The following is a 20334-nucleotide window of genomic DNA, read 5'->3' on the forward strand; positions in this document are numbered from 1 at the left end:
ATGCTCCACCGCCGCCATCTCCTCGCCGCCGGTCTCGCGACCGCTCTGGTGCCGCGGGCGAGCCGCGCCGCCGAACCCGGCGTGCTGCGCATCGGCTACCAGAAGAACGGCATCCTGGCGGTGGCCCGGGAGCAGGCCGCCATCGAGGCGCGGCTGAAGGGGCAGGGTGCGACCGTGCGCTGGGTCGAGTTCTCGTTCGGCCCGCCGCTGCTCGAGGCGCTCAATCTCGGCGCGATCGATTTCGGCCAGACCGGCGACGCGCCGCCGATCTTCGCCCAGGCGGCCGGAGCGAACCTCGTCTACGCCGCCGCCCAGCCGAAGGGCGGTTCGGGCGCGGCGATCCTGCTGCCGAAGGGCTCGACCATCGGCTCGCTCAAGGAACTGAAGGGCAAGCGCGTCGTCTTCGCCAAGGGCTCCTCCTCGCACAACCTGATCGTCGCGGCGCTGGAGAAGGCGGGGCTCACCTACCGCGACATCACCCCCGTCCTGCTCGCGCCCGCCGACGGCGCCGCGGCGTTTGCCGGCGGCACCATCGACGCCTGGACGGTGTGGGATCCCTACTTCGCCATCGCCGAGCAGGGCGAGGGCGTGCGCGTGCTGGCCCAGGCCAGCGAGATCACGCCGACCAACAACTTCTTCCTGGCCAACAAGACCTTCGCCGAGGAACAGCCGGCCCTCCTCGACGGCGCGCTGGCCGCCCTCGGCGAGGTCGCGCTCTGGTGCGAGGCCAACCGCGGCTCGGTCGCCGCCAGCCTGTCGCGCATCACCGGCGTGCCGCTCGCCGCCACGCGCCGCACGGTCGACCGCATCCGCTACGTCATCGCCCCGATGGACGCGGCCGTGACCGCCGAGCAGCAGCGCATCGCCGACCGGTTCCACGGCCTCGGCATCATCCCCCGCCCCATCCGCGTCGCCGACATCGTCCGGCCGCCGCGCAACACCGACAACGGATGAGCCCGACCATGGCCGACTCCGCCGCCATCCGATCGCTTCCGGGCCGCGCCCGCACCCTTGAGGCCGCGCCCAAGCCCGCCCCGCGTTTCGATGCCGGGCGCCTGCTGCCCTGGCTGCTGCCGACCCTCGTCATCGTCGGCTGGCAGGCGGCGGCCTCGCTGGGCCTCGTCTCAACCCGCTTCATGCCCACGCCCCTCGACGTCGCCGCCGCGGGCTGGCGTCTCGCCCAGACCGGCGAGCTGTTCGAGAACCTGTGGGTCAGCTTTGCGCGTGCGGCCTCCGGCTTCCTGATCGGCGGCGGCATCGGCCTGTTCTTCGGGCTCGCCAACGGCCTGTCGCGGCTCTCCGAGCGGCTCACCGACACCAGCCTGCAGATGGTGCGCAACGTGCCCCACCTGTCGCTGATCCCGCTGGTGATCCTGTGGTTCGGCATCGACGAGGAGGCCAAGCTCTTTCTCGTGGCGCTCGGGGTGTTCTTCCCGATCTACGCCAACACCCTGCACGGCATCCGCTCGGTCGATCCGCAACTGATCGAGATGGGCCGGGTCTACGGCATGAACCGGCGCGAACTCTTCTGGCGCGTGGTGCTGCCCGGCGCGCTGCCCTCGATCTTCGTCGGCGTGCGCTACGCGCTGGGCATCATGTGGCTGACGCTCATCGTGGCCGAGACGATCTCGGCCAATTCCGGCCTCGGCTACATGGCGATGCAGGCCCGCGAGTTCATGCTGGTCGATGTCGTGGTGCTGGCGATCCTGATCTACGCCGCCCTCGGCAAGCTCGCCGACAGCCTGACCCGCACCCTGGAGCGCGCCTGCCTGAGCTGGAACCCGGCCTACCGGAACACCTGAGCGGCCCGACGCGCCGCCCTCTCGTCCTCCGCCTGCCCGCGAACGGCCGGCGGGAGGGACCGCCCCGAACCCGACGCCCGGATCCGAGACATGACCGCCGCCCTCCGCCTCGCCGACACGCCCGAGCACCGCGCGAACCGCGGCCTCGCCATCCATGTGCGCGGCCTGTCGAAGTCGTTCGAGAACGGCCCCTCCGTCATCCGCGGTCTCGACCTCACGATCCCCGCCGGCCAGTTCGTCGCCGTGGTCGGGCGCTCGGGCTGCGGCAAGAGCACCCTGCTGCGGCTGATCCTCGGCCTCGAAGAGCCGAGCGCCGGTCGCATCGCGCTGAACGGCAGCGAACAGACCAAACGCATCATGTTCCAGGAGCCGCGGCTGCTGCCCTGGGCGCGGGTCGCCGACAACGTCGCGGTCGGGCTCTCGCGGGATATCGGCAAGGCGGACCGCAAGGCTCGGGCGCTCGACGTGCTGCGCGAGGTCGGCTTGGCGGAAAAGGCCGGGCAATGGCCCGCCACCCTCTCGGGCGGCCAGCGCCAGCGCGTGGCGCTGGCCCGCGCGTTGGTCAGCCGCCCGGCGCTCTTGGCCCTCGACGAGCCCCTCGGAGCGCTCGACGCGCTCACCCGCATCGAGATGCAGGCGATGATCGAGCGCATCTGGGAGGCGCAAGGCTTCACGGCGATCCTCGTCACCCACGATGTCGCCGAGGCGGTGGCGATGGCCGACCGCATCCTCGTGATCGAGGAGGGCGCCATCGCCCTCGATGTCGATGTGGACGTGCCGCGCCCGCGCCGCCGCGGCGACCCGGCGCTGGCCGAGTTGGAGGGCCGCATCCTCGACCGGCTGCTGCGCAACGGCGCCTGATTCCTTTTCGTACTTTTTCGAAGCGTATCCCATGAGCCTGCCCGGCAACCCGCCCACCGACGGCAAGACCGACGTCCTGTGGTTCCTGCCCACCCACGGCGACGGCCGCTATCTCGGCGCCTCGGAAGGCGCCCGCGACGTGTCGCTGCCGTATCTGCGCCAGATCGCGCAGGCCGCCGACGAACTCGGCTATTTCGGCGTGCTGCTGCCGACCGGGCGCTCCTGCGAGGATTCCTGGGTGGTGGCCTCGGCGCTGGCACCCCTGACCCAGCGCCTGCGCTTCCTCGTCGCCGTGCGGCCGGGCCTTCAAGAACCGTCGGTCGCCGCCCGCATGGCCGCGACGCTCGACCGGATCTCCGACGGACGCCTCCTCATCAACGTCGTCACCGGCGGCGACCCGGTCGAACTGAGAGGCGACGGCGTCTTCCTCGATCATGACGCGCGCTACGAGGTCACGGACGAGTTCCTGCACATCTGGCGCGGGCTTATGGCCGGCGAGACCGTGAACTTCGAGGGCCGGCACCTGCGCAGCGAGGGCGGCCGGGTGATCTTCCGCCCCGTCCAGGCGCCGTATCCGCCGCTCTATTTCGGCGGCTCCTCGCCCGCCGGCATCGAGGTCGCGGCCGAGCATTGCGAGGTCTACCTCACCTGGGGCGAACCGCCCGCGGGCGTCGCGGAAAAGCTGGCGCGCGCCCGCGAAGCCGCGGAGAAAAAAGGAAAAAAATTCTCCTACGGCATCCGGCTCCACGTCATCGTGCGCGAGACCGAATCCGAGGCCTGGGCGGAAGCCGAAAAGCTGATCTCGCGGCTCGACGACGCCACCATCGCCCAGGCGCAGGCCACCCTGAAGCGCCAGGATTCGGAAGGCCAGAAGCGGATGATGGCGCTGCACGGCGGCGACCGGAACAAGCTCGTGGTCTCGCCCAACCTCTGGGCCGGCGTCGGCCTCGTGCGCGGCGGCGCGGGCACGGCGCTGGTCGGCTCGGCCGATCAGGTGGCCGACCGGATGAAGGAGTACATCGATCTCGGCATCGACCGCTTCATCCTCTCCGGCTACCCGCATCTGGAAGAGGCCTACCGCTTCGCCGAGCTGGTCTTCCCCAAGCTTCCCCTGCGGTCCACGACCGGCCGGGCCCCGAGCACGGCGCGCAACAACGGCCCGTTTGGCGAGGTCATCGCCAACGACATCGTGCCCACCCGCCGCATCAGCGCGCATTGAGGAGGCGAGGCATGCCCGCCCGCATTCGCGCGCACTCTCAAGCTCACTCGGCGGTGAATTCTCTCCTGCCGCGCCTCTGGCTCGCGCTCGCCGCCCTGATCTTCGTCAGCCTGACGCTCGCCGCCCATGCGGACGAGAAGGTCGTGCGGATCGGCTACCAGAAATACGGCACGCTGGTGCTGCTGAAGGGCCGCGGCAATCTCGAGCCGAAGCTCAAGGCGCTCGGCTACCGGGTGCAGTGGTCGGAGTTTCCCTCCGGCCCGCCGCTCCTGGAGGCGCTGAACGCGGGGGCGATCGATTTCGGCTCGGCGGGGGAGACCCCGCCGATCTTCGCCCAGGCCGCGTCCGACGCGCTCGCTTACGTCGCCCACGAGCCGGCCGCCCCCAAGGGCGAGGCGATCCTCGTCCCGAAGGCGAGCCCGATCCAGTCGGTCGCCGACCTACGCGGCAAGAAGGTCGCCCTCAACAAGGGTTCGAACGTCCATTACCTGCTGGTGCGGGCGCTCGAATCCGCCGGGCTGACGCTCGCCGACATCACCCCGGTCTACCTCGCGCCGGCCGATGGGCGGGCGGCGTTCGAGCGCGGCGCGGTCGATGCCTGGGTGATCTGGGACCCGTTCTTCGCGGCGGCCGAGGCCGGCGGCAACACCCGCGTGCTCGCCGACGGCACCGGCCTCGTGCCGAACCACCAGTTCTACCTGTCCTCGCGCGACTTCACGGCCAAGAACGGCGCGGCCCTCGACGCCGTCGTGGCGGCGGTCGCCGAGGTCGATGCCTGGGCCAAGGAGAACACCGACGCCGCGGCCAAGGAGCTCTCGCCCACTGTCGGCATCCCGGCGCCGATCCTCGCCGCCGCGCTCCGGCGCCAGACCTACGGCATCCGCCCCCTCGACGCCGCCGTCACCGCCGAGCAGCAGCGCATCGCCGACACCTTCCACGGGCTCGGGCTGGTGCCGAAGGCGATCGACGTCGCCGGGGCCGTGCGCAAGCCGGGGAGCTGAACGCATCTCTCCTCCCCTTGCGGGGGAGCCCGAGTCGGGGGTCGGGCAGAAGGCACCGCTCCCGCCCAATCCTGCCTGCCCCCACCCCCAACCCCTCCCCGCAAGGGGGAGGGGATGCCCGTTTGAACGCCCCCACAAGAAGCGACCATGCACCGCCGCGCCCTCCTCGCCGCCTTCGCGCTCCTCACCGCCGGCCTCGCCCCGGCCGCAGCGCAGGACCCCGCCACCCTGCGCATCGGCTACCAGCGCTCCTCCACCCTGATCGCGCTGCTGCGGGAGGACCGCACCCTGGAGGCCGCGCTCAAGCCCCTCAACGTCGAGGTGTCCTGGCACGAATTCACGAGCGGCCTGCCGATCATGGAGGCGCTCAATGTCGGGCGCATCGACGTCTCGGCCGATGTCGCCGACACCGTCCCGGTCTTCGCGCAGGGGGCGAATGCCAGGATCACCTATTTCGCGCAGGAAGCCGCCTCGCCGACGGCGCAGGCGATCCTCGTGCCGGGCGATTCGCCGCTGAGATCCGTGGCAGAATTGAAGGGCCGCAAGGTCGCCGTCACCAAGGGCGCGGGCAGCCATTACCTCTTGCTCGCCGCGCTGAAGGCCGAGGGGCTGCCGTTCAAGAGCATCACCCCCGCCTACCTGACGCCCGCCGACGGGCGCAGCGCGCTGGCCGGCGGCAGCGTCGATGCCTGGGTGGCCTGGGATCCGTTCCTGTCGGCGGCCGAGGTCCAGGCCGGCGCCCGCGTCCTCAAGGACGGAACCGGCCTCTCGGACTACAAGCGCTACTACCTCGCCTCCGACGACTATGCCGCCAAGCGCCCCGACGTGCTGGCGTTGCTGTTCGGCAAGCTCAGGGAGACGGGTGCCTGGGTGAAGGCCAACCCCGAAGCGGCGGCCGAGCGGCTCGCCGCCCAGTGGAAGATCGAGGCGCCCATCGTCCTCAAGGCCAATGCGCGCCGCAGCTACCGGGTCGAGCCGGTGACCCGTGACGCTCTCGGCGAGCAGCAGACCATCGCCGACGCCTTCCGGGCCGAGGGGCTGCTGCCCCGCGCCGTCGACACGGCGGCGCTCCCGGTCTGGGCGCCGCCGACCCGCTGAACGGCCCGAGGGAAACGGACCAACGGAATCGAGGAAGGATCGTTTCGCCATGACCCGGGCAAGCCTGCCGCCCGTCGCCGTGATCGGCGCCGGGTTCAGCGGCACGATGGCCGCGCTGCAACTGCTTTCCGCCCTGCCCCCGGAGCGGCCGGTGCTGCTGTGCGAGCGCGCCGGGATCTTCGGGCGGGGACTGGCCTACGGCACCGGCAATCCGGCGCATCTTCTCAACGTCCGCACCGCCAACATGAGCGCCTTTCCCGACCGGCCGGGCGATTTCGAGAGCTGGCTCGGCCATCTCGGGCCGGAGGACATGGAGGGCATCCGCTCCACCCCGGCGGGCACCTTCGCGTCCCGCGGCCTTTACGGGCGCTATCTCACCGAACTCCTGTCCAAGGCCGTGACCGGCTCGGCGGCGGGCCGCCTGCGGCTCCTGCCCGATGCCGTGACCGACCTGGAGCCCCATGGCGGGGCCTTCCGCCTCCGCACCGAGGGCGGCCAGAGCTTCGCGGTGGCCGGGGCCGTGCTCGCCATGGGCAACCTCGCCGCCGCCCCGGCGCGCAGCCGCCACAGCCTCGATCCGTGGGACGCGGACCATTTCGGCCGCCTGCATCCGCACGCCCCCGTCCTGATCCTCGGCACCGGGCTGACCATGCTCGACGCGGTGGCGAGCCTGCGGGCCCACGGCTTCGAGGGGGCGATCCTCGCGCTTTCCCGGCGCGGCCTCCTGCCGAACGCCCACGCCCCGGCCGCCCCCTGGCCGACGCCGAACCTCACCCCGGCCGAGTTCGCCTCGCTGCCGCGGCTCCTCGCCCGCATCCGGGCGGAGGTGGCGCGGGCGAACGCGCAAGGGATCGGCTGGCACGGCGTCATCGACGCCCTGCGCCCGCTCACCGACACGATCTGGCGCAGCCTGCCGCCGCCGGAGCGCCGCCGCTTCCTGCGCCATCTGCGCCCGTTCTGGGACGTGCACCGCCACCGCACCGCCCCGCCCGCCGCCGAGACAATCCGCGCGGAACTGGCCCGCGGCGCCCTCACGGTGCGGGCCGGGCGCCTCCTCGACGTGGCCGACGAATCCGCCCAGGCCGTGGTGACCCTGCGCCTGCGCGGGGCCGCGGCGCCGGAGCGGCTCGGCGTGCAGGCGATGATCGACGCCACCGGCTTCGGCCATCTGGGACAGAGCCGCGACCCGCTCGTGCGCCGCCTGTTGGAGCGCGGCCTCGTGCGCCCCGAACCCTTCGGCCTCGGCCTCGACGCCGGGCCGGATTACCGCGCGCGCGGCACGGGTCCGGCGCGGCCGCTCTGGCTCCTCGGCCCGCTCCTGCGCGGCGTCCTGTGGGAATGCACGGCGGTGCCCGACATCCGCAACGAGGCGGCGGAGCTGGCCGGCCTGATCGCGACGGATCTGGAGCGGGCGGTCGCGGCGTGAGAGGGTCATACGGTCCCGCATCGTCGCCGGCCTCCCGAATCGAAACGGGACCTTCGTGAGCGGGGCCGGGCCGCCTATCCGAACCGACTTCGCTGGGCCGACGGCACGCGCGGGCGGGTTTGCCGCATCGTCTCGCGACCCACCGGCTTCCGCGCCGTCGGAACGGGCCGGCGCCCTCCGCCGTCGGCGTCGGCAGGGGGTTGCTTCGACCGCCGACGGACCGATCGGACGGAGCCGCGACCGTCGAGAACCCGCCGCCGTGTCCCCGGCGCAATTGCTTCGCCTGTGGAAAACCGGCAGGGATGAAGCCTGCACTCGGCTCCCTTCCCCTCGACAGCCTTCGATCCGAATCGAACCATGACGCTCCCGACGCGCCGTCCCGTCCTCACGCGGGCGCTGCTCGCCCCGGCCTGCGCCGCGGTCCTGCTGGCCACCCCGGCCCCGGCCCCCCTCGTCGCGCCCGCTGCGGCGCAGGAGGCGGCCTCCGCCGTCCAGGATCTCGTCCTCGACAACGTCACGCTCAGCTTCGGCGAGACCGGCGTGAGCGCGCCGCGGGTGTCGGTCAGCGGCACGCGGCTGTCGAAGGAGGAGCTGCTGGCGATCTTCCAGGGCGACGCCAAGGAGAGCTGGGGCACCCGCCTGCAGCGGCTCGACGCGGGCAGCCTGACCATGCCGGAACTGCGGGTCGAGCGCCGCAGCGGCGAGAGGCGCCAGGTCGTGACCTACCGCGACGTGACGGCGCGCAACGTCCATGGCGGACGCATCAGCGAGCTGACGGCGGCCGGCGCCACCCTCTCGGTCGAAGGGGTGCCCGGGCAGCCGGCCAAGGCCAGCGGCAGCTACGGCAAGATCCGGGCGGAGGAGGTCGATCTCACCGCGCTCGCCCGCCTCTACGCCGAGGCCGGCACCGCCCGCAGCGGGTTCCAGCGGCTCTACGCCTCGCTGGCGGTGGAGAGCATCGCCTTCATCGACGAGCGCGGCACCACCGTCTCGATCGCGCGGCTCAGCGGCCGCGACCTCGCCGGGCGCCAGACCCCGGCGACGTGGTCGGGCGCCGTCGAGTCGCTGGCGGGCGCCGACCTGTCGCAGCCCGACCCGGGCAAGCGCGCCCGCGCCGCCGGGCTCATCGCGGATCTAGCCGAATCGGTCTCGGTCGGGAGCCTGGAGGCGAGCGACATCGCCGTGAAGGAGGTGAAGGGGCCCGATCCGCTCAATTTCGGCATCGGCAAGTTCGCCTATACCGGCAACGGCGCCGAGGCCGGGGTCAGCCTGTCCGACGTGTCCTTCGGCTCGGACGAGGCCAGCGGCAAGATCGCGCGACTGGCGCTCGCCGGCTTCTCCCTGGAGCCGACCATCGCCACCCTGCGCCGCCTCGCCAAATCCGCCCCGGACAAGCCCGCCGCAGCGGAGAAGCCGGGCGAGAAGGCCGCACCGGTGCCGCCGCCGGCCGATCCGGCGGCGCAGGAGGCGGAACTGCGCCGGCTGACGCCGGTCATCGGCACCCTGACCCTGTCCGATCTCACCTTCGACGTCGCCGGGAAGCCGACCGACCCGGCGGCGAAGACCGGGCCGATGCATGTCGGCCTGCGCGGCGGCACCATGACGTTCGGGCCGCCCAAGGACGGCGTTCCGACCGCGAGCCGCCTGTCCCTCACCGGGCTGACGCTTCCGGCGAGGGCGGTCGAAAGCGTGCCGGGCCTCGGCTCGCTCGGCCTCTACGGCTACCGCGACCTCGACCTCGACGTGATCGCCGACACCGCCTGGAACGAGAGCACGAAGGAGCTGTCCTTCAACGAGCTGTCGCTCACCGGCAAGGACATGGGCAAACTCCGCCTCAACGCGACGCTCGGCGGCATCGGCCCCGACGTGTTCGATCCCGATGCGGCGGTCTCGGGCTTCGCCATGCTCTCGGCCACCGCCAAGGCCCTCGACCTGACCCTGGAGAATGGCGGCCTGTTCGACCGCTTCATCACCGCCCAGGCCAAGACGCTGAGCCTCAAGCCCGACGAGCTGCGCAAGGAATACGTGACGGCGAGCGTGATCGGCGTGCCGGTCATCCTCGGCAACTCGGCCGCCGCCAAGGCGATCGGCGCGGCGATGGGCAAGTTCGTGTCGAAGCCCGGCACCCTCTCGATCAGCGCCAAGGCCAAGAACGGCGAGGGCCTCGGCATGGTCGATGTCAGCACCGCGCCGACCCCGGCCGCCGTGCTCGACAAGCTCGAGGTCAACGCCAAGGCGGAGTGAAGCTCAGGCGCGCTGCGCGACCTCCACCGTCGCGATGGCGCTGACGTCGACGGTGCGCTCGGCCTGCCACAGGTCGTGCGCCATCTGCATCCGCAGCAGCAGCGCGCCGCCGCGTCCGGTCAGCTTGCCGATCCGGACGGCCATCTCCGGCGTCAGCGCCGCCGTCCCTGCGGTCACGCGATGCAGGGCCTGACGGCTGACGCCGAGCCGGCCCGCGGCATCCTGCACCGATAGGCCGAGGGCCGGCAGGATGTCGTCGCGAAGAAGCTCGCCCGGGTGGGTCGGGGGGCGGCTCGGGTCGCGGCGGACGACGATCTCGGTCATGGCGTGAAAGGCTCCCGGCCTCGTCAGTGGTACTGCTCGAAATCGACCTGAAAGGCGTCACCGTCCTCGAACGTGAAGGTGATGCACCAGGGGCCGTTGACGTGGAGGGTGTAGCGGGTGGGGTCGACCCCCCGCAGCGCGTGGAAGTCGAAGCCGGGCTGGTTCAATTCGCCGACTTCCTTCGCGGCATCCAGCGCATCGAGGCGCACGAGGATGCGCCGATGCATTCGGGCGTCGATCCGCTTGGTCCCCGAACTCGACCAGAGTTCCGCCAGCCCCTTGCTCCTGAACGTCCGGATCATGCCTGTAACGTATCGCGTTACAGACTGCCGTCAAGATCGTCGTGTCGCGTCCGAGCCGGCATCTGCGGACTGGATCGGAAGGGAAGGCTGCGTCGCCACGCGCGCCGATCGGCCGTCAAACCGCCCTTTGTCCCGCCCGCGGCGTCCTGTGCTGCTTGTGTTCGCGTGAGCCGATCCCTAGGTTCGCCCCAATTCAAAGGTTCAGGAGAGGCGCCGCCGCCATGGGGCCGCGGTGCAGGAGGTTGCCATGGGCAGCATGAGTGTCTGGCACTGGGTCATCGTGGCGGTCGTCGTCATGCTGCTGTTCGGCCGCGGCAAGGTGTCCGAGCTGATGGGCGACGTCGCCAAGGGCATCAAGGCCTTCAAGAAGGGCATGGCCGACGACGAGACCACGCCCAACGCCGCCGTGCCGCCGCCCTCCGCCGGCGAGCCGATGCGCACCCTGCCGCCGAACCCGACTCCGGGTGCCACGACGCATGCAGCGCCCCATGCCGGGCCGCAGCAGACCCACGTGCCGGCCGGCGACCACAAGGCGCTCTGACGGACGCAACGCGACGCGACGCCGTCGAGACCGGCGTCGGGCGGGATGGCGCGGACGGCGCGACCGTCCTAATCAGGCGCGGACCCGCGGGACGGACGCTGCAATGCTGGACATGAGCTGGGGCGAGGTGATGCTGATCGGCGGCGTCGCCCTGATCGTCATCGGACCCAAGGATCTGCCGAAGGCTCTGCGCACGCTCGGGCAGATCACCACCAAGGTCCGCCGCATGGCCGGCGAGTTCCAGCACCAGTTCAACGAGGCGATCCGCGAGGCGGAACTCGACGAGGTGCGCCGCGACGTCGAAGGCGTGAAGCGCACGGTCGACGCCGCCAAGCCCGGCTTCAACCCGGTCGACACCATCCGCAACGAAATCCGCAGCGCCGTCGAGGGCCGGACGCCCACCTCGGCCGCTCCTGCCGCTCCGCCCAGGGAGACCGGTAGCTTCGACGTGCCGCGCCCGAGCGCCGAACAGCAGGCCAGTGCGGCTTCCTCCACGGCCAGCAAGACCGAGACAGGCCCGACTCCATGACCGACGAGCGTGACGAGGCCGAGATCGAGGCCTCGCGGGCGCCCCTCCTAGAGCACCTGATCGAGCTGCGCTCGCGACTGATCAAGTCGCTGATCGCCTTCATCGTGATGTTCTTCGGCTGCTTCTTCTTCTCGAAGAACATCTACAACATCCTCGTCCACCCCTATGTGTCGGTGGTCGGGGCCCCGAATGCCGAGCTGATCGCGACGCACTTTCTCGAACAGGTCTTCACCAACATCAAGCTCAGCGTCTTCGGCGCCGGCTTCCTGTCGTTTCCGGTGATCGCGACGCAGATCTACGCCTTCGTGGCGCCGGGCCTCTATCGCAACGAGCGGCAGGCGTTCCTGCCCTATCTCGTGGCGACGCCGATCTTCTTCATCCTCGGCGCGCTGGTCGTCTACTTCCTGGCGATGCCGCTGCTGATCCAGTTCTCGGTCTCGCTGCAGCAGATCGGGCAGCCGGGCGAGGCGACGATCAAGCTGTTGCCGAAGGTCGACGAGTACCTCTCGCTGATCATGACGCTGATCTTCGCTTTCGGTCTCGCCTTCCAGATGCCGGTGATCCTGACGCTGCTCGGCCAGATCGGCGTGATCGACGCCGCCTTCCTGCGGGAGAAGCGGCGCTACGCCATCGTTCTCGTGTTCGTCGCCGCCGCGATCCTGACCCCGCCGGACGTGATCTCGCAGCTCTCCCTCGCGATCCCGATGATCCTCCTTTACGAGGCCAGCGTGTTCTCGGTCGCCCGCATGGACAAGCTCCGTGCCGCGCGCCGCCGGGCGGACGGCATCGAGGACTGAAGCACGCGAAACCCGCTCGGCGAGACATCGCCGAGCGCTCCCGCGAATGCGGGGCGGCGGACATCCGCCGGGCGCGGTGACCTCGGCCACCGCTACTCAGCGTAAGCGAAAAATAAACTCGTTTGCGCATCACTGTCTCGTGCGCAAGCTGGATGCTCCGAACGTCCGACCCATAACCTCCTCCGAGGTCAATCCGGAGGAGACGACATGAGACGGACGATGTGGACGGCGCTCGCGGTCGCGGCGATGACGACCGTCGCCGGCAGCGCCTATGCGGCGCCGGAGCTGCAGCGCGTGCGCGGCACGGTCGAGAAGAGCGACGGCGGCACGCTCACGATCAAGACCAACGAGGGTGGCACGCAGAATGTGCAGATCGAGGGCGCGACCTTCGCCTGGGTGGTGAAGTCGAGCCTCGACCAGATCAAGGACGGCGTCTTCATCGGCACCGCCACCAAGGGCGACAACCCGCCGACCGCGCTGGAAGTCGTGCTGTTCCCCGAAGAGATGCGCGGCACGGCGGAAGGCCACTACGCCTGGGACGCGATCCCCGACCACACCGGCGGCGGCTCGGTGGTGAAGAGTTCGATGACCAACGGCACCGTCAAGGCCGGCGGTGCCGGCGCGGGCGGCGCCCCGAAGGTGAAGAGCTCGATGACCAACGCCACGGTCACCGGCAACACCGCGAGCGGCGCCGCGGGCGAGCGCACGCTCACCGTCACCTACGACAAGGACGGCTCGAAGACGATCGTGGTGCCGCCGAAGGCCCCGATCGTCGCCTTCGAGAAGTCCGACAAGGCGGTGTTGACCCCCGGCGGCAAGGTGTTCGTGGTCGCGGCCAAGGACGGCGACACGCTGAAGGCCAAGCTCGTGGCGGTCGGCAAGGACGGCCTCACCCCGCCCATGTGATTTTTTTGGATTTCGCGCCCGCCCCGATTCGGGCGGGCGCGGCCGAAGTTGTCAGGACCGTCCTTGAGCGAGGCTCAGGGACGGTTTTTCTTTGGCCCGCATCACGGCGGTGGCAGCCAATCCCAAACCAATCAGCGACACCACCGCCGCCAACACCGGCAACTCGCGATAGCCGGCCCCCAGCGTCAGCGCCGTGCCGCCGATCCAGGCCCCGGTGGCATTGCCGAGGTTGAACGCGCCCTGGTTCAGGGTCGAGGCGAGGTTCGGGGCGTCGCTGGCCGCCTCCACCACCCAGACCTGAAGCGGCGAGACCAGCGCGAAGGCGAGCGCGCTCCACACCACCAGCACGGCGAGCGCCGGCACCGCGTGGGGGGCGACGAAGGCCAGCACCAGCAGCACCCCGACGATGCCGGCAAAACTGCCGAGCACGGTGCTCATCAGGCTGCGGTCGGCGAGCCAGCCGCCCGCGAGGTTGCCGACGGTCAGCCCGACGCCGGCGGCGAACAGCGCCCCCGTGACGCCGCCCGGCGTCAGCCCGGTCACGCCGGTGAGGAAGGGCGCGATGTAGGTGAACACGGTGAAGAAGCTCACCGAGGAAAGCGTCGAGACCAGCATCGGCCGCAGCACCAGCCAGCGCCCGAGCGCGCGGAATTCCTTTGCGAGGCCGCCGCGCGTACCGGGCATCCCGCCAGGCAGCGCGAAGGCGATGGCCGCGCCCGCCGCGAGCCCGATCCCGACCACGGCCCAGAAGGTCGCGCGCCAGCCGAGGGCCTGTCCGAGCGCCGTGCCCAGCGGCACGCCGAGCACGTTGGCGAGCGTGAGCCCGGCGAACATCAGCGCCACGGCCTGCGTCCGCTTTTCCTTGGGCACGAGGTCGCGGGCGACGATGGCGCCGATGCCGAAGAAGGCGCCGTGGGCGAACGCCGTCGCGACCCGGGCCGCCATCAGCGGCCAATAGGCCGGCGCCAGCGCGCAGGCGAGGTTGCCCAGCGTGAACACCGCCATCAGGGCCAACAGCGCCGCCTTGCGCGGCAGCGGCGCGGTGGCCATCGCGACGATCGGCGCGCCGATTACCACGCCCATGGCGTAGCCCGAGACCAGATGCCCGGCCTGGGGGATCGTGACGGAGAAGTCGCGCGCCACCTCGGGCAGCAGCCCCATGATGACGAACTCGGTGGTGCCGATGCCGAACGAGGCGACGGCGAGCGCGAGGATAGGAAGCGGGAGCATGGGGCTCCTGTGCGGCTGCGAGGGGAGAGCGCTCTTGTGCGCTGCGGCAAGACCGGTAGATGGCCGCTTCCGCCAGCGCGTGGACCGCGAAGGGGCGGGAGGCTGGCCTGCGCATGGGGCAGGGCTGCGGCTTCCCGCCAAGGCGGCGATGCCGTAAATCCGCGGCGAGTCACTCCCCAAAATTTTCCGCGGACGCCATGATACGCCTCGACAAGATCGGCAAGCAGAACGGCCGGCAGCTCGTCTTCGTCGAAGCCTCCGCTGCGCTGCAGAAGGGCGAGAAGGCCGGGCTCGTCGGCCCCAACGGGGCCGGCAAGACCACCCTGTTCCGGATGATGACCGGGCAGGAGCCGCCGGACGAGGGTCAGGTCTCGACCGATCGCGGCATCACCATCGGCTATTTCAGCCAGGATGTCGGCGAGATGTCCGGCCGCACGGTGGTCGCCGAGACCATGGCCGGCGCCGGCCCGGTCAGCGAGATCGCGGCCGAACTCAAGGAGATCGAGGCGGGGCTGGCCGATCCCGACCGCGCCGAAGAGATGGAGGCGCTGATCGAGCGCTACGGCGAGGTCCAGGGCCGGTTCGAGGAACTCGACGGCTACGCGCTCGAAGGCCGGGCCTACGAGGTGCTGGCGGGCCTCGGTTTCAGCCAGGAGATGATGGACGGCGATGTCGGCAAGCTGTCCGGCGGCTGGAAGATGCGGGTCGCGCTCGCCCGCATCCTCTTGATGCGCCCCGACGTGATGCTGCTCGACGAGCCGTCGAACCACCTCGACCTCGAGAGCCTGATCTGGCTCGAAGATTTTTTGAAGAACTACGACGGCGCGCTGATGATGACCTCGCACGACCGCGAGTTCATGAACCGCATCGTCACCAAGATCATCGAGATCGACGGCGGCAGCCTCACGACCTATTCCGGCGATTACGGCTTCTACGAGCAGCAGCGGGCGATGGCCGACACCCAGGCCCAGGCGCAGTTCGAGCGCCAGCAGGCGATGCTGGCCAAGGAGATCAAGTTCATCGAGCGCTTCAAGGCCCGCGCGTCCCATGCCGCGCAGGTGCAGAGCCGGGTGAAGAAGCTCGACAAGATCGAGCGGGTCGAGCCCCCGAAGCGCCGTCAGACGGTCGCCTTCGAGTTCCAGCCCGCGCCCCGCTCCGGCGACGACGTCGCCATGCTCAAGGGCATCCACAAGAAGTACGGCAGCCGCATCGTCTACGAGGGGCTCGACTTCTCGATCCGGCGGCGTGAACGCTGGTGCATCATGGGCGTCAACGGCGCCGGCAAATCGACGCTGCTGAAGCTCATCACCGGCAGCACCCCGCCGGATGCCGGCACGGTGACGGTCGGGGGCAGCGTCAAGCTCGGCTACTTCGCCCAGCACGCCATGGACCTGCTCGACGGCGACGCCACCGTGTTCGGCGATCTTGAGGCGAGCTTTCCGCAGGCCGGGCAGGGTTCGCTCAGGGCGCTCGCCGGCTGCTTCGGCTTCTCGGGCGACGACGTCGAAAAGCCGTGCCGGGTGCTCTCGGGCGGCGAGAAGGCCCGCCTCGTGATGGCCAAGATGCTGTTCGACCCGCCGAACTTCCTCGTGCTCGACGAGCCGACCAACCACCTCGACATCGGCACGAAGGAGATGCTGATCGAGGCTTTGGCGCAGTTCGAGGGGACGATGCTGTTCGTCTCGCACGACCGCCACTTCCTCGCCGCCCTCTCGAACCGCGTGCTGGAGCTGACGCCCGACGGGGTGCAGCAATACGGCGGCGGGTACCTCGAATACGTGGCCCGCACCGGACAGGAAGCGCCAGGCTTGCGGGGGTAGGGGGTTCGAGGGCAGAGCGATCGAACCGCCGCGGGTTCGCCCGCTCAGCCCTGCCGCCGCTCGAAGCGGTACGGCCGGTGCCCGTCCGCGGCGGCGTGCATGTCGACCGTCCAGAGGCCGCCGTCGTCACCGTGCAGGGTGAAGAGGAACGCGTAGCCGGTCGCCGCCTCCCCGGGTCGCGCGCGAAAGTCGATCTCGTCGAGCCACCACGGCTCCTCCGCATCGCCGCAGGCCTTCCGCCGGTCCACGAATAGGTCGAGATAGGCCGAGGCCGCCGCGCGCCGGGCGTCGAGCGATCCGGCTACCGCCTCGGCGAGCGCCGCTTGGCCTCGACTCACCGCGCCGCTCTCGTCGCTCAGATACAGGCGGACGGGGCCGATCTGCGCGACCCATCCGTCCGATCCCATGCGTTCGTAGGGCAACGGCATCGTTTCACCCTCGAATCAATCCCTCCGCACCATTCCCTCCCCCTCCGCGGGGGAGGGTGGCCCCTGCGTCAGCAGGGGTCGGGAGAGGGGAACCCCGCTTCCGGAGAATTCGCCTTCGACCGCGGCCAAGCGGAACTGTCGCCCCCCTCTCCCGCCCGCTCCGCGGGCACCCTCCCCCGCGGAGGGGGGAGGGTTCTTTCCGCAGCACCCGCTCGCAAAAAGCAAAAGAACAAAAAACCCCGGCCTTGCGGCCGGGGCTGGAGGGAGGTCTCGAGAGGTTGGACGCCCTTAGAAGAAGCCGAGCTTCTTGGCCGAGTAGCTGACCAGCATGTTCTTGGTCTGCTGGTAGTGGTCGAGCATCATCTTGTGGGTCTCACGGCCGATGCCGGACTGCTTGTAGCCGCCGAAGGCCGCGTGCGCCGGGTAGGCGTGGTAGCAGTTCGTCCAGACGCGGCCGGCCTGGATGGCGCGGCCGAAGCGGTAGGCGCGGGTGCCGTCGCGGGTCCACACGCCGGCGCCGAGGCCGTAGAGCGTGTCGTTGGCGATGGAGAGCGCCTCCTCGTCGTCCTTGAAGGTGGTCACCGACAGGACGGGCCCAAAGATCTCCTCCTGGAAGATCCGCATCTTGTTGTGGCCCTTGAACACCGTCGGCTGCATGTAGAAGCCGTCGGCGAGCTCGCCGTCGCGGTTGCCGCGGGCGCCGCCGGTGAGGCACTCCGCGCCCTCCTGCTTGCCGATGTCGACGTAGCTGAGGATCTTTTCGAGCTGCTCGGAGGAAGCCTGGGCGCCGATCATGGTCGCCGGGTCCAGCGGCGAGCCCTGCGTGATCGCCTCGACGCGCTTGATGGCGCGCTCGATGAAGCGGTCGTAGATCGACTCGTGCACGAGCGCGCGGCTCGGGCAGGTGCAGACCTCGCCCTGGTTGAGGGCGAACATGGTGAAGCCTTCGAGGGCCTTGTCGAAGAAGTCGTCGTCCTCGTTGGCGACGTCGCCGAAGAAGATGTTCGGCGACTTGCCGCCCAGCTCCAGCGTGACCGGGATCAGGTTCTGCGAGGCGTACTGCATGATGAGGCGACCCGTGGTCGTCTCACCGGTGAAGGCGATCTTGGCGATGCGCGGGTTGGACGCCAGCGGCTTGCCGGCCTCCAGGCCGAAGCCGTTGACGACGTTGATGACGCCCGGCGGCAGCAGGTCGCCGATCAGCTCCATCACCACGAGGATCGAGGCCGGGGTCTGCTCGGCGGGCTTGAGCACGACGCAGTTGCCGGCGGCGAGGGCGGGGGCGAGCTTCCACACCGCCATCAGGATGGGGAAGTTCCACGGGATGATCTGGCCGACGACGCCGAGCGGCTCGTGGAAATGGTAGGCCACCGTGTCGTGGTCGATCTCGGAGATCGCGCCTTCCTGCGCCCGCACGCAGCTGGCGAAGTAGCGCCAGTGGTCGATGGCCAGCGGGATGTCGGCGGCGGTGGTCTCGCGGATCGGCTTGCCGTTGTCCCAGGTCTCGGCCAGCGCGATCAGATCGAGGTTGTCCTCCATCCGGTCGGCGATCTTGTTGAGGATGCGGGCGCGCTCGGCGGGCGAGGTGCGGCCCCAGGCGTCCTTGGCGGCGTGCGCGGCGTCCAGCGCCTTCTCGATGTCCTGCGCGTCCGAGCGGGCGACTTCGCAGATCACCTTGCCGGTGATCGGCGAGGTGTTCTCGAAGTAGCGGCCGCTGGCCGGGGCGACCCACTGGCCGCCGATGAAGTTGTCGTAGCGCGCCGAGAAGGGCGACTTCGTCTTGGCGTCGGCCAGGAATTCCGGCTTGTTCATCGCGTTTCCTCCATAGCGTTGTTGGTTGGCCGTGTTCGGCGTTCCGCGGGAGAGAAAGCCGATCGGCCCGGCGGATCAAGGTGGACTTTAGGCCAAATGGCGTTTGCAGCGCAGCAAGACACGGAAGATCTTGAGCTTTCCGTCACGAGAACGGAACCGTTCCAGACTTGCCCGGCCGCGGGCCTGACGCGAGTGTTACTCCCGATCGCCCCGTCTGGCGACCCCGGGGGACGGGGCCGACCGTCCGGCCTCCGAGCGCCCCCGCCCGGCCTCGCGCCCCGATGGCGGGCGGCTGTCGGGGATGCGGGGGCAGGGGGTGTCGAGGCCGCCGCGGTGGAGGACGAGGCCGGTGGTGCGGCCCGCGCCGTCGCCCTCGAAGGTGACCTGCGCGTCGAGGCTCTTCATGAAGAAGGAGCGTTCGTCCTCCGCGAAGAGGGCGTGGCGCGGCTCGCCGGTCGCCTGCGCCCAGAGCCGGCCGTTCTCCAGCCCGACAGTCAGGACGAGGCCGGGCGCAAGGCTGTAGCGGCCGACATGCGGGCTCAGGCGGGCCGGATCGAGCGGCACCTCCACCGGCGGACGGCGCGGCTCGGCCAGGATGCGGGCGGCCTCCGCCGGATCGAGGCGCGGGGCGATCCGGTCGCGGCCGTTCTGGTGCAGCACCAGCCCGTTCGGGCGCCCGTCGGGCTCGGTGTCGATCGTGATGCGGGCGTCCGCCACGCGGGAGAAGAAGGTGCGGTCGCTTTCCGGCAGGAAGGCATTGGCCGGCTGGCCCGTGCCCTGGACCATCAGCCGCCCGCCGTCGCGGCGGACTTCGAGGAAGAAGCGCGGGCCCAGCCGATAGGTGCCGGCGTAGCGATCGAGGATCATGTCTTCGAGTACGATCGGGTCCGGCGTCTCGATCAACCCGAACCAGAGCGCCCCCAACTCGCGGGCCATCTTCTGCGCCGGGGCGTTCTCGTTGTTGGCCAGCACGATCACCGCCAGCCGCTCGCCGGGATAGTAGTCGGTCATGGCGAGGAAGCCCGAGACGGCGCCGCCATGCGACCAGAGCGTGCGCCCATGCGCGGTGCCGACATACCAGCCGAAGCCGTAGCCGCGCCCGCCGTCGTCGAACATCTTTTGGCGTGACGCCTCGGAGATCACCTTCCCCGAAAAAAGCGCTTCGTCCCAGGCCAGCAGGTCGTCGACGGTGGAATAGAGCCCGCCCGCCGCATAGGCGACCGAGGAGGCCATCGGCGCCGCGTTGCGCCACTGGCCTTGCCCGAAGCGGTAGCCCGCGGCGCGCCGCGGCAGGAGCGCGGTGGCGTCGTCGTAGCCGGTGTCCTTGAGGCCGAGCGGCGAGAAAACGTGCTCGGCGAGGTAGCGGGCATAAGGCTGGCCAGAAGCGAACTCGATGGCCAGCCCCAGCAGCAAGTAATTGGTGTTGCTGTATTCCACCCGCTCGCCGGGGGGAAACAGCAGCGCCTCACCGCTGACGAGTTCCACCAGCGCCCTGGCCGGTCGCTCGATCCGCGAGATCGCGGGCAGGTAATCGGGCAGGGCGGTGTAGTTGATGATGCCCGAGGTGTGGTTGAGGAGGTGGCGCACCCGCACGGCCTCCCACGCCTTCGGCGCCTCCGGGTAGAAGCGCGAAACGGGATCGTCGAGCGAGAGTTTGCCCGCCTCCACGAGTTGCAGGATCGCGGCGGCCGTGAACTGCTTGGTCAGCGAGCCGATGCGGAAATGCGTGTCGAGGGTGTTCTTCGCGTTCCACTCGCGGTTGGCCAGCCCATAGGCCTGCCGGAACACCGGCTTTCCGTCCTTGGCGACGAGGATCGTGCCGCTCATCAGCCCGGACTCGCGGTAGGGCTCGATCAGGGCCGCCGCGCGCTTGGCATAGTCCTTGGCATAATCCTTGGCGTCATCGGCCGGGGCCGCCCGCGCCGGGGCCAGCAGGATCGCGAAAACGAGAACGGAGACGAGGGGGCCGGCGTGCAACGGTTCCGGGCTCCGGA

General features: G+C 70.3%; 19 protein-coding genes. 13 read left to right on the top strand and 6 right to left on the bottom strand.

Annotated elements, in window-relative coordinates:
* From BM140_RS11195 to BM140_RS11230, 8 genes are all read left to right on the top strand, one after another.
* A complete protein-coding gene (locus BM140_RS11195) occupies nt 1-954 on the top strand; it encodes an aliphatic sulfonate ABC transporter substrate-binding protein (RefSeq protein ID WP_091945746.1) in 954 nt (317 codons plus the stop codon).
* Between the two features lie 8 nt (nt 955-962).
* Nucleotides 963-1802 carry an aliphatic sulfonate ABC transporter permease SsuC gene (gene ssuC / locus BM140_RS11200; protein WP_091945749.1) on the top strand — a complete coding sequence of 280 codons (840 nt, stop codon included), beginning with the start codon at nt 963-965 and terminating at the stop codon, nt 1800-1802.
* Between the two features lie 90 nt (nt 1803-1892).
* Entirely contained in the window at nt 1893-2663 is a 771-nt protein-coding gene (locus BM140_RS11205) for an ATP-binding cassette domain-containing protein (RefSeq protein ID WP_091945642.1), read from the top strand.
* 31 nt (nt 2664-2694) lie between these two features.
* Nucleotides 2695-3882 (top strand): FMNH2-dependent alkanesulfonate monooxygenase, encoded by a 1188-nt coding sequence (gene ssuD, locus BM140_RS11210; RefSeq protein WP_091945645.1) that lies wholly within the window; start codon nt 2695-2697, stop codon nt 3880-3882.
* 11 nt (nt 3883-3893) lie between these two features.
* A complete protein-coding gene (locus BM140_RS11215; protein ID WP_091945648.1) occupies nt 3894-4883 on the top strand; it encodes a sulfonate ABC transporter substrate-binding protein in 990 nt (329 codons plus the stop codon).
* A 147-nt stretch (nt 4884-5030) separates the two neighbouring features.
* Entirely contained in the window at nt 5031-5981 is a 951-nt protein-coding gene (locus BM140_RS11220) for an aliphatic sulfonate ABC transporter substrate-binding protein (protein ID WP_091945651.1), read from the top strand.
* A 49-nt stretch (nt 5982-6030) separates the two neighbouring features.
* The gene (locus tag BM140_RS11225; protein ID WP_091945654.1) at nt 6031-7407 is read left to right on the top strand and encodes an FAD/NAD(P)-binding protein; all 1377 of its coding nucleotides are present in this window, start codon (nt 6031-6033) and stop codon (nt 7405-7407) included.
* 357 nt (nt 7408-7764) lie between these two features.
* Complete coding sequence (locus BM140_RS11230; protein WP_091945658.1) at nt 7765-9651, top strand: hypothetical protein; 1887 nt, start codon at nt 7765-7767, stop codon at nt 9649-9651.
* 3 nt (nt 9652-9654) lie between these two features.
* Here BM140_RS11230 and BM140_RS11235 read toward each other — a convergent pair whose 3' ends face one another.
* Together BM140_RS11235 and BM140_RS11240 are read right to left on the bottom strand one after the other, a co-directional pair.
* Nucleotides 9655-9975: a HigA family addiction module antitoxin gene (locus BM140_RS11235; protein ID WP_091945661.1), complete on the bottom strand. Its 321-nt coding sequence runs from the start codon at nt 9973-9975 to the stop codon at nt 9655-9657.
* Between the two features lie 23 nt (nt 9976-9998).
* Nucleotides 9999-10277, bottom strand: coding sequence for a type II toxin-antitoxin system RelE/ParE family toxin (locus BM140_RS11240; RefSeq protein WP_091945664.1), 279 nt, complete (start codon nt 10275-10277; stop codon nt 9999-10001).
* Between the two features lie 247 nt (nt 10278-10524).
* Between BM140_RS11240 and BM140_RS11245 the strand changes: the two genes are divergently transcribed.
* The 4 genes from BM140_RS11245 to BM140_RS11260 all read left to right on the top strand — a co-directional run bounded on the left by BM140_RS11245 (nt 10525) and on the right by BM140_RS11260 (nt 13050).
* Nucleotides 10525-10818 (top strand): twin-arginine translocase TatA/TatE family subunit, encoded by a 294-nt coding sequence (locus tag BM140_RS11245; protein ID WP_091945667.1) that lies wholly within the window; start codon nt 10525-10527, stop codon nt 10816-10818.
* Between the two features lie 103 nt (nt 10819-10921).
* Nucleotides 10922-11347, top strand: a complete 426-nt coding sequence (gene tatB, locus BM140_RS11250) for a Sec-independent protein translocase protein TatB (RefSeq protein WP_091945670.1) — start codon at nt 10922-10924, stop codon at nt 11345-11347.
* Nucleotides 11344-12144, top strand: a complete 801-nt coding sequence (gene tatC, locus BM140_RS11255; RefSeq protein WP_091945673.1) for a twin-arginine translocase subunit TatC — start codon at nt 11344-11346, stop codon at nt 12142-12144. Before tatB ends, tatC begins: the two co-directional genes overlap by 4 nt.
* 207 nt (nt 12145-12351) lie before the next feature.
* Nucleotides 12352-13050, top strand: a complete 699-nt coding sequence (locus BM140_RS11260) for a metal ABC transporter permease (protein ID WP_091945676.1) — start codon at nt 12352-12354, stop codon at nt 13048-13050.
* 51 nt (nt 13051-13101) lie between these two features.
* Here the strand turns inward: BM140_RS11260 and BM140_RS11265 are convergent, their stop codons facing one another.
* Nucleotides 13102-14280 (bottom strand): MFS transporter, encoded by a 1179-nt coding sequence (locus BM140_RS11265; RefSeq protein ID WP_091945679.1) that lies wholly within the window; start codon nt 14278-14280, stop codon nt 13102-13104.
* Nucleotides 14281-14477: 197 nt separating this feature from the next.
* Between BM140_RS11265 and BM140_RS11270 the strand changes: the two genes are divergently transcribed.
* A complete protein-coding gene (locus tag BM140_RS11270; protein WP_091945682.1) occupies nt 14478-16100 on the top strand; it encodes an ABC-F family ATP-binding cassette domain-containing protein in 1623 nt (540 codons plus the stop codon).
* 44 nt (nt 16101-16144) lie between these two features.
* On the opposite strand, the gene BM140_RS11275 is transcribed toward BM140_RS11270, so the two are convergent.
* The 3 genes from BM140_RS11275 to BM140_RS11285 form a co-directional block, all read right to left on the bottom strand.
* Nucleotides 16145-16528 carry a hypothetical protein gene (locus BM140_RS11275; RefSeq protein WP_091945684.1) on the bottom strand — a complete coding sequence of 128 codons (384 nt, stop codon included), beginning with the start codon at nt 16526-16528 and terminating at the stop codon, nt 16145-16147.
* Between the two features lie 288 nt (nt 16529-16816).
* Nucleotides 16817-18340, bottom strand: coding sequence for an aldehyde dehydrogenase (adh, locus tag BM140_RS11280; protein ID WP_091945687.1), 1524 nt, complete (start codon nt 18338-18340; stop codon nt 16817-16819).
* Between the two features lie 195 nt (nt 18341-18535).
* Nucleotides 18536-20317 carry a serine hydrolase gene (locus BM140_RS11285; protein ID WP_091945690.1) on the bottom strand — a complete coding sequence of 594 codons (1782 nt, stop codon included), beginning with the start codon at nt 20315-20317 and terminating at the stop codon, nt 18536-18538.
* Nucleotides 20318-20334 lie beyond the last annotated feature (17 nt).

This window comes from Methylorubrum salsuginis (assembly GCF_900114375.1).
Classification (GTDB): Bacteria; Pseudomonadota; Alphaproteobacteria; order Rhizobiales; family Beijerinckiaceae; genus Methylobacterium; species Methylobacterium salsuginis.